General features: G+C 67.0%; 10 protein-coding genes. All 10 read left to right on the top strand.

What is annotated here, in order from left to right; all coding sequences use genetic code 11:
• The first annotated feature begins 54 nt into the window (after positions 1–54).
• The 10 genes from FNM00_RS06975 to FNM00_RS06930 all read left to right on the top strand — a co-directional run bounded on the left by FNM00_RS06975 (position 55) and on the right by FNM00_RS06930 (position 12,467).
• The gene (locus FNM00_RS06975) at positions 55–1,638 is read left to right on the top strand and encodes an ABC transporter substrate-binding protein (RefSeq protein ID WP_185973030.1); all 1,584 of its coding nucleotides are present in this window, start codon (positions 55–57) and stop codon (positions 1,636–1,638) included.
• Positions 1,639–1,670: 32 nt separating this feature from the next.
• A complete protein-coding gene (locus tag FNM00_RS06970) occupies positions 1,671–2,624 on the top strand; it encodes an ABC transporter permease (RefSeq protein ID WP_143912725.1) in 954 nt (317 codons plus the stop codon).
• Complete coding sequence (locus FNM00_RS06965) at positions 2,621–3,499, top strand: ABC transporter permease (protein WP_143912724.1); 879 nt, start codon at positions 2,621–2,623, stop codon at positions 3,497–3,499. Before FNM00_RS06970 ends, FNM00_RS06965 begins: the two co-directional genes overlap by 4 nt.
• Positions 3,500–3,507: 8 nt before the next feature.
• The gene (locus FNM00_RS06960; RefSeq protein ID WP_143912723.1) at positions 3,508–4,785 is read left to right on the top strand and encodes a metal-dependent hydrolase family protein; all 1,278 of its coding nucleotides are present in this window, start codon (positions 3,508–3,510) and stop codon (positions 4,783–4,785) included.
• A gap of 287 nt (positions 4,786–5,072) precedes the next feature.
• Complete coding sequence (locus FNM00_RS06955; RefSeq protein WP_143912722.1) at positions 5,073–5,927, top strand: ABC transporter ATP-binding protein; 855 nt, start codon at positions 5,073–5,075, stop codon at positions 5,925–5,927.
• Positions 5,928–5,968: 41 nt separating this feature from the next.
• Positions 5,969–6,949 (top strand): ABC transporter substrate-binding protein, encoded by a 981-nt coding sequence (locus tag FNM00_RS06950; protein ID WP_185973029.1) that lies wholly within the window; start codon positions 5,969–5,971, stop codon positions 6,947–6,949.
• 28 nt (positions 6,950–6,977) lie between these two features.
• Positions 6,978–7,820 (top strand): ABC transporter permease, encoded by an 843-nt coding sequence (locus FNM00_RS06945; protein ID WP_143912720.1) that lies wholly within the window; start codon positions 6,978–6,980, stop codon positions 7,818–7,820.
• Between the two features lie 8 nt (positions 7,821–7,828).
• Positions 7,829–8,569: an ABC transporter permease gene (locus tag FNM00_RS06940; protein WP_185973028.1), complete on the top strand. Its 741-nt coding sequence runs from the start codon at positions 7,829–7,831 to the stop codon at positions 8,567–8,569.
• Positions 8,566–9,066 (top strand): (2Fe-2S)-binding protein, encoded by a 501-nt coding sequence (locus FNM00_RS06935; protein WP_143912718.1) that lies wholly within the window; start codon positions 8,566–8,568, stop codon positions 9,064–9,066. Before FNM00_RS06940 ends, FNM00_RS06935 begins: the two co-directional genes overlap by 4 nt.
• Positions 9,063–12,467 carry a molybdopterin cofactor-binding domain-containing protein gene (locus FNM00_RS06930; RefSeq protein ID WP_143912717.1) on the top strand — a complete coding sequence of 1,135 codons (3,405 nt, stop codon included), beginning with the start codon at positions 9,063–9,065 and terminating at the stop codon, positions 12,465–12,467. Before FNM00_RS06935 ends, FNM00_RS06930 begins: the two co-directional genes overlap by 4 nt.
• Positions 12,468–12,502: the final 35 nt, after the last annotated feature.

The following is a 12,502-nucleotide window of genomic DNA, read 5'->3' as shown; positions in this document are numbered from 1 at the left end:
ATCATGGACATCCCCCGGCGGACCATTCCGGGACCTGATGAGGAGGAAGCGGTCATGCGTGCACATCGAACGCTCAAGACGATAGCCGTAGGCGCGGCGGCGATGGTGATCCTCGCCGGTTGCGGCGACTCCGGCGCCGATGACGACGAGGACTTCACGCTCGACATCGCCATCACCACCGACCTGCAGGCATTCAACCCGTTGTCGGTCACGAATGCGACGGACATCCAGGTGATGAACACGATGTACCTCCCCCTGATGCGCCTGAAGGAGGGCGGTGGCCTCGAGCCGGGGCTGATGAGCTCGTGCACCTATGAGGACGGCAATCAGCGAGTGGAGTGGACGATCGACGACGGCTACCAGTGGAGCGATGGCGAACCGGTGACCGCCGATGACGTCGTCTTCACGATGCAGACCGGTATCGCGAGCGACATGTACGGTCTCTGGCAGGGCAACGTCGAGTCCGTCGAAGCCCTCGACGAGTCGACCGTCTCGGCGAACCTGCTGACCCCCGCGACCACCGCCTGCGAGGACTCCTCCCAGGTGCTCGTGGTCCCGCAGCATGTCTGGGGCGATGTCGTCGAGGAGCAGGGCGCCGACCAGATGGGCACCTTCACGCTCTCGGAGAAGGACGCCCTGTGGGTCGGCAACGGACCCTACGTGCTCGCCGAGGAGCGCAAGGGGGATCGCTACACCTTCGAGCGGAACGAGCACTGGCCCACGGAGCACGGCGAGGTGAAGGCGTCCTCGGTCGTCTACCGCTTCTTCCCCGATGCCAACACCGCGCAGGTGGCGCTGACGAGTGGGGAGGTCGCGGCGATCGCCCCGGCCGTCTCGGAGTCGGCTCGGCGGACCCTCGAGGGGTCCGGGGGCGTGGAGCTGAAGACGGTGGCACCGGGCACCAGCTACGCCAAGCTCACCGTCAACACCGACCGGGTCCCCGAACAGGAGCTGCGCAGCCTGCTGCTCAGCTTCGTCGATCCCGAGCAGGTGGTGAAGAGCGTGCTGTTGGACACCGGAGAGCCGCTCGTGACTCCGCTGGTCTCCGGCGGTCTCACCCCCGATGTCGACGAACGTGAGTTCTCCACGGCCGAGGCGGAGCGGATCGTCGCGGAGACCGGAGCCGATGCCCGGGAGTTCAGGGTGCTGTGCGACTCCGGCGTCGCGAACTTCGTCAAGATCCTGGACCTCATGACGGAGAAGGCCGCCGAGGTCGGCATCACGCTGGTCAACGACTGCCAGGAGCGGAACTCCGCGCGCAGTGCCAGCAAGGAGGGCAATTTCGACCTCTTCATCAATCCGCTCGGAGCCGGTTACCTGAGCCCGTTGACCTTCACCACGATCAGCTGGGACCCCCGACAGGCCGATCTCGGGGTGTTCTACGGCGGTCACTACGAGGATCCGGTGATCCAGCAGGCTGCCGACGAGGCCAGGGCCTCCGGCACCTCCGAAGCCGGTGAAAAGGCCGCGAAGACGATCGTCGAGCGCGTCTACGAGCAGGGTTACGCGCGGGGGATCTACAGTCCCGAGATGGCGTTCGCGGTCTCGAGTGACTACAGCGGCTGGGAGACGGCCAATTTCGAGTCCTTCTCCATCACCAATGCGTGGTCGCTGGCGAACGTGACACGTGCTGACTGATGGCGTACCGAGCGGCAGGAGGTTGACAGCAGATGCGTAGGTTCATCCTGATGCGCGTGCTGCGCGCGGTCGCGACGATCTGGGCCGCCGTCACGATCACCTTCCTGATGCTGCGTCTCCTCCCCGGCGATCCAGCCGAGCTGATCGCCGGGGAGGGGGCCTCGGAGGCGCTGATCGAGAACCTGCGCAGCTCCTACGGCCTCGACCGGCCGCTGCTGACCCAGTACGTCGACTTCCTCGGCGGGCTGCTGCAGGGCGACTTCGGCATGTCCTATGTGCAGAACGTCGAGGTGGCCTCCCTGATCGTCGACCGGCTGCCGTGGACGCTGCTGCTCACCGGCAGCGCCTTCATCCTGACCATCCTCGTCGGGATCCCCCTCGGGACCATGGCGGCGGTGCGCCGTGACGGGTTCCTCGATCGAGGCCTGAAGAGCTTCGGTATCGCGAGCTCGGCGCTGTTCGTCCCCAGCGTGGCCGTGCTGCTCCTCATCGTCTTCGCCGCCGACCTCGGCTGGTTCGCGATCGGGTCCACCCAGGATCCGAATGCCAGCGGACTCGCCTGGCTGGGCAGCGTGGCCAATCGGCTGGTGCTTCCGGTGCTGACCCTGGTGATCATCAATGTCGGCCCCTACGCGCTCACGCTCCGCACCAATATGGTCGACGTGCTCCAGCAGGAGCATGTCCGTGCCGCCCGGGCCCGGGGCATCGCGGAACGTCGCATCATCTGGCGCTACGCACTGCGCAACGGGATGCTGCCCGCGCTGGCGCTCATGGGTCTGCAGCTCGGAGCGCTGGCCGGCGGATCGGTTCTCACTGAGACGGTCTTCGCCTACCCGGGCATCGGCCAGCTCACCCATGCCGCGGTGATGCAGCGCGACTACCCGGTGTTGCAGGCGGCCTTCGTGGCCCTGGCCGCCTCCGTCGTGCTGGCGAACCTACTCACCGACGTGATGTCCCGCGTCCTGGATCCGAGGGTGACGACATGACCGACGCCATTCAATCCGCTGAGCCCGCTGAGGCCCCGGTCGCCCGCCCCGGCATCCGGCACGAGCTGGTGAGGCGACCCCTGTGGTGGGTCGGTGCCGTGCTCGTCGTCGGCTTCGTCCTCCTCGGCATCCTGGGACCGTGGCTCGTCGACGCGCCACGCTCGGACCAAGGCCCCCTGTTGGCCGGCCCGAGCGGAAGCGACCCCTTCGGCACCGATGACCTCGGCCGTAGCGTGTTCTCGCAGGTGGCATGGGGTGCGAGGACGTCCCTCCTCGTTGCCGTGGTGGCCTCGGTGATCGCGACCGTGGTCGGTGCCGCGGTGGGTCTGCTCTCGGCCTTCTTCCCCCGCCTCGACACGATCTTCGGCGTCATCGTCGATGTGATGCTCTCCTTGCCTCCGCTGCCGTTGATGATCGTCGTCGCGGCATCCCTCGGGGCGAACCTGCGGACCACGATCCTCGTCATCGGCCTGACCGCCTGGCCCGAGGTGGCCCGCCTGATCCGCAGCGGCGCCCAGCAGGTGGTGTCGATGCCCTTCGTCGACGCGGCCCGCATCGTCGGCGAGCGGGCATGGACGATCATCATGCGCGAGATCGTGCCCTCCGTGGTGCCGCTGATCATCGTCGCGGTCCTGATGATCGCCTCACGCGCCATCATCACGGAGGCAGCGCTCTCCTTCCTGGGGCTCGGCGATCCCAGCGCCTGGTCGTGGGGGCGGATCATGCAGAACGCCCAACGATCCAATGTGCTGTCCTTCGCCTGGTGGATGACGCTCTTCCCCTCGCTGGCGCTGCTGCTCACCACCTTGGGTGTCTCACTGGCCGGCAATCAGTACAGCGATGCCCGCAACCGCCGGCTCCATCAGCGTCGATAGGAACGAAGATGCCCGAGTCCCTGTGCTTCCACCACGGCCAGCTCATCGACGGCACCGGGCGAGAGCCGGTGCCCGATGGTGTCGTCCTCACCGACACGGACGGACACATCACCTACGCGGGCCCCGCGGACGGTGCGCCCGATGCCGGTGACGCGCGGCGGGTCGACGCGGCCGGGGGGACGATCCTGCCCGGGTTCATCGACTGCCACGTCCACGTCTTCGCCTCGGGCCGGTGGGAGCCGCTGGCGGTCGCCATGGCGAAATTCGACGACTACCGCCACCTGGAGGCAGCGGTGCGGCTGCGGCAGACGCTCCTGGCCGGTGTGACGACGGTCCGCGACCTCGGCGGCACCACTCCCGGCATGCGCCGGGCCGTCGCCGACGGACTCATCGACGGTCCGCGCCTGCTGGTCTCCCATGGCATCCTCAGCCATACCGGCGGACATGTGGACTGGACCTTCCCCAACGGCCAGGCGGTGGAGCGGTCCGACTACGCCATCAGCGCCCTCAACCACATCGTGGACTCGCCGCAGGAGGCGGTCGTGGCGACACGACAGCTGGTGAGATCGGGTGTCGACGTCATCAAGGTGTGCGCGACGGGCGGCATGGGGAGTGTGTCCGATGACCCGGACGATCAGGGGCTCACGGTCGAGGAGATGCGGGCGATCCACGCGGAGCTGGGCCGCTACCACGGCAGGAGGCTGCCGATCGCCGCGCACGCACAGGGCCGCCGGGGCATCCACAATGCCCTGATCAGCGGCGTGCGCAGTATCGAGCACGGATACGGGATCGGCGAGGAGGAGTGCCAGCTGCTGATCGACTCGGGCGCCTTCCTCGTGCCGACCCTGTCGACCATGGTCTTCGACCCAGAGGACCAGCAGCGCATGCCGGCCGACTATGTCCGCAAGAAGCTCGGATGGATCGAGCGCGGGCGAGAGAACATCGCCAATGCCATCGATCAAGGCGCCTCGGTGGCGCTCGGAACCGATGCGGGTGCCGGCCCGCACGGGCTCAACCTGCGCGAACTCGGGTACCTGTGCGATCTCGGAATGACACCGCACGCGGCCATCCAGTCCGGCACCAGAGTCGGCGCGGAACTGCTGGAACTGGATGACTCCATCGGCACCCTGGAAGCCGGCAAGCTCGCCGATGTCGTGGTCTACGACGGCGACGCGATCGCCGATATCCGTGGCCTCGGCGATGCTGAGCGCATCAGTCACGTGGCGACCTCCGGGCGTCTGGTCAAGGACGCCGGCACCTACCGTCCACGCGTCCTGTCGATCTAGACCGAGCGGGACACCACAACGGTTCTCGCCGAGCCCGGATGGGGTCATCGGCCACACAGGCGATCCCGCATTCCCCGATGTGCGCGCGATGGAACCGTTCCGTGGCGCGGGATGTGGTCTTTCTATCTGCGCCCGCGCCCGGTTACATCGGGGGCACTTCTCAGCGCGGGCCATCCGCGGTGTGGCGACAACAGAGGAGCCGCGGCGGTCTGCGTCGGTGTCCTCGGACCTGGGAGCCTCTTCTCCGATGGTCCAGTTCACGTGAGGAACCGAAGGAAGTGGTGTCGATGAAGGCAACAGCGATCGATCGCGATGTCGAGCGCGGAAAGGGACACAGCGTGACAGACGGAGAGAGGATCCTGCAGGTCGACGGGCTTCGTAAGCGCTACGCCCCCGATGCGCCGCTCGTGTGTGATGGGCTGGAGTTCGATGTCAAGGAAGGCGAGTTCGTCGCCATCATCGGCCCGTCCGGCTGCGGCAAGTCCACGCTGCTGCGGATGCTGTCGGGGATCCTGGCGCCGACGAGCGGCCAGGTCCGCCTGCGGGGTCAGCTGGTGAACAGCCCGCCACCGGAGATGGCGCTCGTCTTCCAGGACTACACGCGCTCGCTGTACCCGTGGCTCACGGTCGAGAAGAACGTGCGTTTCCCGCTCGCACGGAGGCGCGACATCGCCGCGGCCGACAAGACCTCGCGGGTCGCCGAGGCGATCGCGACGGTCGGGCTCAGCGGTTTCGAGAAGTACCACCCCGGGCAGTTGTCCGGCGGGATGCAGCAGCGGGTGGCCATCGCCCGCGCGCTGGCCTTCCAGCCGGAGATCCTGCTCCTCGATGAGCCCTTCGCATCAGTCGACGCCCTCACCAAGGAGGGCCTCGAGGACACCCTACTGGGCATCCGCGACCGGCTCGGCGACTCCGGCAACACCATGTTGATGGTCACGCACGATATCGACGAGGCCATCTACCTGGCCGACCGCATCGTCGTGCTCAGCAAGCCTCCGTGCGTCGTGGCCGAGGAACTGATCGTCGACATCGACCGGCCGCGATCGCAGGTGGAGACCCGCAGCCATCCAGAATTCCTCCGGATCCGCGCGCTCGTCCACGACATCATGGGGCTCACGGACCAGCGCCACGGCTCCCACTGAAAACAACACTTCGAAAGATTGGGTCAGACATGTTCATTGCTATGAGGCGTGGTGCGACGGCGGTCGCGGGTGTCGCGGGGCTGCTGGTTCTCGCGGCCTGCGGGGGCGGGTCCGGGGGAGGCGGGGGTATCGAGGAGAGTGAGGACGGCACGACCAAGATCACCATCGCCACGGTCGGCTCGGACTCGGGGTCACAGGCGTTCTACGCCGACAAGCAGGGCTTCTTCGAGGACGAGGGGCTCGATGTGGAGGTCAAGATCGTGGCCAATGTGCCCGAGCTCGCGGCCGCGGTCGAGTCCGGCGATGCGGAGTTCGCGTTGACCTCGCCGACCTCGGTTACCTCGGCCTCCGTGGCCGGTATCGACTTCCAGATCGTGGCCGGCGGGGCGATCTACACCCAGGACAACCCGGGAGTCTGGGTCATGCTCCCCGAGGACAGCGATGTCACCTCGATCGAGCAGCTCGAGGGACGCTCATTGGCGGTCAACGCGCTCAACACCATGCCGCACCTCTCCACCCTCGCCACGCTCGAGGACGCGGGTGCGGACATCTCGAAGGTCAATGTCGTCACCTTGGACTTCACCCAGGTGGGGCAGGCCTTCGAGAGCGGTCAGGTCGACGCGGCCACCGTGACGGCGCCGTTCAACTACCAGATCGAGGCCGACGGACTCGGCAGCACCTTGCTGGCCCCCTATGACGCGGTGAACGCCGGGGAGGACTTCTACAACACGATCTGGTTCGGCAGCGAGGAGGTCGTCGACGCCAATCCCGAGGCGGTGGAGAAGTTCCGGGCGGCGCTGAAGGCGGCCAATGCCTGGGCCAACGATCCGGCCAATGAGGAAGAACGCAAGAGCATCCTGCAGGAGTACACGTCGCTGACCGACGAGACCCTGGCGACCATGCAGCTGCTGCAGTTCGGTGACGAGGTCACCGAGGACATGGTCCAGCCCACGATCGACATCATGGAGCGCTTCGGAGTGATCCCCGAGCCGGTGGAAGCCGCCTCCGTCATCGCCGAGTGACGCTCCGCACCGTCCGAAAGGAGAGGTCATGACCGTGACTTCAGCGCCGGTCGCCGACACGGCCGATGATGGCACCGCGGTGGTGCGACGGCGGTTCTCCTCCGCGAGCTTCAACTGGCGGGGTCTGGTGTTCGTGGTCGCCCTCGTGGCGCTCATCGAGCTGCTGACGATGACAGTCGTGAACTCGATCTACGTCCCGCGTCCGAGCCAGATCGCCGAGGCCTTCGTGGCCGAGATCGGTCGCGGGGAGATGTTGTCGGGGATCGGCGGCACGCTGCTGGCCTATGCCCAGGGCTTGGCCATCGCGACCGTCCTCGGTGTGATCCTGGGCGCCGCGCTGGGTGCCTTCCAGCCCGCCTACAACACCTTCAGGATCGTGATCGAGTTCCTGCGACCACTGCCCTCGGTCGCGCTGATCCCGTTCTCGATCCTGCTGCTGGGCGTCGGACCCACGACGACCGTCGCGATGATCGTCTACGCCTCCTTCTGGCCGATCCTGTTCAACACCTACTACGGGGTCCGCGATGTGAACGATGTCGCGGTCGACACGGCCCGGATCTTCGGGCTGAGCCGGCTGGCGGTGTTCTTCCGGGTGCAGATCCCGAGCGCGGCGGTCAACATCGCCGCCGGCATCAGGATCAGCGCGGCGATTGCGCTCATCCTGGTGATCACGGTCGAGATCCTCACGCGCAGTGGTGGCCTCGGCTACTACATCATCCGCATGCAGGTCGCGATCAGGACCGAGGACATGTACGCGGGCATCTTGCTGGTCGGCATCATCGGCTACGTCATCAATCTCGCGATGGCCGGGCTCGAACGTCGGCTGGTCTTCTGGAACGGCGATATCAGGACGAACGGAGGATCCCGATGAGGTCCACGATGCACAGGGTCGTGCCCTGGGCGCTGCCGGTGCTCATCCTGGTGCTGTGGGAGGTCGGTGGCCGGGTCAGTTCGTCGATCTACCTACCGCCGTTGAGCAAGGTGATGACGGTGTTCGCGCAGGATTGGTTGTTCGACCACACGGTGAGCGATCTTCTGCCGAGCCTCCAGCGGTTCGCCATCGGCTATCTGGTGGGGGCGCTGCTCGGCATCGTCATCGGGCTGTCGATCGGCACCTCACGTCGAGTCGCCGAGTACACGGGTCCGACCTTGGAGTTCATGCGATCACTGCCGGCGGTCGCCGTGATGCCGGTGGCGGTGCTGCTCTTCGGTCTCGGTGACGGGATGCGCATCTCCATCATCGCCTTCGGCGTGCTGTTCCCGGTGCTCGTGAACACGGTGTCCGGGGTCCGCAGCTGCAGCCAGGAACGGATCGACGTGGCCCGGTCCTATGGACTGAGCCGTCCCGCCATCATCCGGCGGGTGATCCTGCCGTCGGCCGTCCCGATGATCTCCGCGGGACTGCGGATCGGATTGCCCATCGCCCTGATCATGATGGTCGTCTCGGAGCTGATCGGCGGCCAGAACGGGATCGGCTTCTATCTGACGCAGGCGCAGTCGGTCTTCAATATCGCCGGCATGTTCACGGCGCTGATCATCCTGGGTGTCGTGGGCAATGTCATCAACACCGTGTACACCCGGATCGAGGCGCGCCAGCTGCACTGGGCGAAGAACCTGTGACAGCTGACGGCACCCGCTCCCTGCGGGTCAACGGCGATCAGGTCGAGGTGGACCTCGGCGGTGCCACGCCGTTGGCGGAGGTGTTGCGCGATGCTCTGGGTCTGCGGGCGACGAAGCTCGCCTGCCGACGAGGAGAATGCGGTGCCTGCACGGTCTTGGTCGGCGAGCGCCCCGTGATGTCCTGTGTGACGCCGGTGGCGCTGGTCGACCAACCCGTGACGACCCTCGAGGGGCTCGCTGAGGAGATCGCCGATGTGCGTGCGGAGTTCGCGGACCGGGGCGCCTTCCAATGCGGTTTCTGCACGCCCGGCCAGCTGGTCCACATCGCCGCCCTGCTGTCCCGATCATCCGAGACGTTGTCCGATGAGGACCTCGCCGAGAGCATCAGGGCCCAGCTGTCCGGCAACATCTGTCGGTGCACCGGCTATCAGGCGATCACCGCCGCCGTCTGCGCGGTGGTGTGGCGACGTGAGGCAGACGAAATGGAGTCACGGTGACCTGGATCGGTGAACGGGTCCGCCCGATCGACTGGGAGGCACGCACCGCGGGCGGCGTGCAGTACACGGCCGATCTCGACCTCCCTGGAACGCTCATCGGCAAGATCCTCCGATCACCGCATCCCTATGCCGAGATCATCGACCTCGATGTGAGCGCGGCGGAACGGCTGCCCGGCGTGCGAGCGGTCATCACGATGGCCGACTTCGAGCCGGGTGCACGGTATATCCACCGTGGTCATCCGCTCTCGGATCGACCGCCGCTCGCCGATGGCGTGGTGCGCCACGTCGGACAGGAGGTCGCCGCCGTCGCCGCCGATTCCGCGGCGATCGCCGCGGCGGCGATCAACGCGATCCGCGTCCGCTACCGAGTACGTCGAGCACCGCTGACTCCAGGGGACTCGCTGCGGGCGCGGGCACGTCGATTGCACGAGCGCACGAGCGGCGAACCCAATGTCTCCGTGTTGTCGGCGATCGACTGGGGCGACGTGGAGGCCGGACGTCGGGCCGGTGTCGTCAGCGTGCACGGCCGCTATGTGTACCCGAGCGTCTCGCATGCGTGTATGGAGACCAACACCACGCTGGCGAGCTGGAATGCCGAGCGCGGCTGCGTCGAACTGTGGACCTCGACGCAGGCACCGTGGTTCATCGCCAAGGAGGTCTCCCATCTGCTCGGTATCGCCCACGAACAGGTGATCTGCCGCGAGGTGGCGGTGGGCGGCGGTTTCGGATCCAAATCCAAGGCCTCCGAGCACGAGGTGCTGGCGGCGGCCCTCTCGCGGAAGGCGGGCCGACCGGTCCTCGTCGAGCTCACCCGAGACGAGGAGTTCGGAGCGAACAAGCCGCGGCATCGCTTCGAGACGACTCTGACGACCTCGGCTGATCGTGACGGGATCATCCGACTGTTCGAGGCAGACCTGCTCGTCGACAACGGCTCCTACAATCACATGGGCTCCTCGGTGATGCGGGTCGGCCTGATCACGCTCGGGTCGATGTACCGTCCCGACGGGGTGTCCTTGACATCGCGGCTCGTCGACACGGCCACCCAGCCGGGGGGACAGTTCCGCGGCTACGGCACGCCGCAGGTCTCCTTGGCGGTGGAGTCCCAGGTCGACGAGCTGGCCGAGCGCCTCGGCGTCGATCCGCTCGACCTGCGACTCCGCAATACCGGGCCCGAGTTCGCGCCGACCTTGTGCGGATACGAGGTGACGACATCGAGACTGGGTGACTGCCTGGAGTCGGTGCGCATGGAACTGCGCTGGGACGAGCGGAAGGCCGAGCGGATACCGGACCGGGGAGTCGGTGTGGCTGCCGGCATGCACGGCAGCGGGGCGTTCGCCTATGAGCAGGCCAATCGCAGCGATGCGGCCATCGACGTGTTCAGCGACGGCCGGGTGCGCGTGCGTCATGGCAGTGCGGACGCGGGCACCGGCCAGAACACGATCCTCGCTCAGGTGGCCGCCAGCGAGCTCGGCATCGCAGTGAGCGATGTCGACGTGGTCTCGATGGACAGCGAGAGGACACCGTTCGAGTTGGGCGCGTGGTCGTCCCGGGGGACCCATATGACGGGTTCGTCGGTCGGCAAGGCGGCACGCGAGATGGCGGACATGCTGCGAGCGGTGGCCGCGCAGAAGCTCGGTACCGATGCGGTAGAGCTCCGCGACGGGCGCGCGGTGTCCGAGAACGACGCCGTGGATCTCGGCGATCTGGTCGAGTTGAGCGATGACGCAGTGGATGGCTGTCTCAGCCATGAGACGAGCTATCTCCTGGAAGGCACGGAGATGATCACACCGGGTAAGGACCGGTTCAATCTCTCTCCCTCCTATGCCTTCGCCGCCCACGGTGCCGTGGTCGACGTCGACCGGCGCACCGGCAAGGTGTCGGTGATCGACTATGTGGCGGCCCATGATGTCGGCACGGCGATCAACCCGACGGCGACCGAGGGGCAGATCGTCGGCGGCGCGGTGATGGGCCTGGGTGCTGCATTGGGCGAGGAACTGATCCGCGAGGGCGGTCGGATCGTCAACACGTCGTACCTGCACTATGCGATGCCGAGATCGGCTGATCTGCCGTCGGTACGGCCGGTCATCGTCAACGGCAGCGATCCTGCCGGTCCCTATGGGGCGAAGAGCGTCGGCGAGATGTCCATCATCCCGCCCGGTGCCGCGATCGCCAATGCCGTCTACGACGCGGTGGGCGTGCGGATCACCGATCTGCCGATCACGCCCGACAAGATCCTGACCGCGCTCGCGCAGCAGGAGGGTCGCCGGCGACGTCATCGACTCTGGCGCCGTCCTTCGCGATGGTGGGTCTCCGGCATTCGAGCCCTCTATCCGCTCGGCCTGCACACGATCCTGCATCGCTACGGCACCAAGCTCGGACGCGGCGTCGGTCATCGAGGTTCCACTCCTGCGGAGGAGCCGCGGATCATCCGCGCCCGGACGGACGATGAGTTGACCTCGCAGCTGGGACGGGACGCTCGCCCGGTGGGCGGCATGACCGATGCGCTGGTGGCGCGCCGCAGCGAGGCGCGCCCGGCCCCCGTGCTGATCTCGACCATCGGCATTCCGGCCCGCCGAGTGATCACGGTCGACGAGCGCGGAGCGTTGCGGATCGGCGCCGCGGTCACACTGGCGGAGCTCGCCGACCACCTGCGAGACCGACTACCCTTCGTGTCCGAGGCGATCGACTCGATCGCCTCGCCGCAGATCAGGAACACCGCCACGGTGGGCGGGAATCTGGCTCAGGAGAAGCGATGCTGGTTCTTCCGCAATGGCTTCGCCTGTTACAAGCGCAACGGGGCGACGAGCCCCTGTTACGCTGTGGAAGGTGATCATAGATTCCAGCACGCTGTCATCGACGGTCACCGCTGTCAGGCGGTCACCCCGTCCGACCTGGGGACTGTGCTCGCCTCCGTCGATGCCGAGGTGGTCGTGGGACGCACCGGCGGCCGACGTACCCTCCGGATCGGCGAACTCTACTCGGGACCGGGTGAGCTCAGCCTGGAGCCGGGCGAGGTGATCCTCGAGATCGTGATTGGCGCGGAGGATCTGGACAGGCAGGGAGGGTTCGCCAAGCTCTCGCTTTACCACGGCGATTTCGCCACGGCCTCGGCCACGATCACAGCCCTCGGAAAGGAGGGTCGACTCCGTGATGTGCGGATCGTGCTGGGCGCTGTCGCGCCCACGCCGTGGCGGGCGCGGGAGACCGAGAGAGCACTGGAGGGAACGGTCGTCTCGAGGTTGAGGTTGCGAGCGGAGCTGGATGCGGAGCTGGACCGGATCGCCCACCCGCTTCCGCGCAACGGCTGGAAACTCGATGCGGTCGCCGGGCTCGCCGAACAGGCACTCGAGCAGGGCTGGCCGCCCGGGTGGCGAGGCTCTGAGGATGCCGCGCTCTGCTGAGCTCGCGGCGACGACGTGAAAGGTGAGTGGGAGTA

This window comes from Aeromicrobium piscarium (assembly GCF_007421815.1).
GTDB classification, from domain to species: domain Bacteria; phylum Actinomycetota; class Actinomycetes; order Propionibacteriales; family Nocardioidaceae; genus Aeromicrobium; species Aeromicrobium piscarium.
Note: the sequence above shows the minus strand (reverse complement) of the source record. Positions and strands in the feature narration are given on the sequence as shown.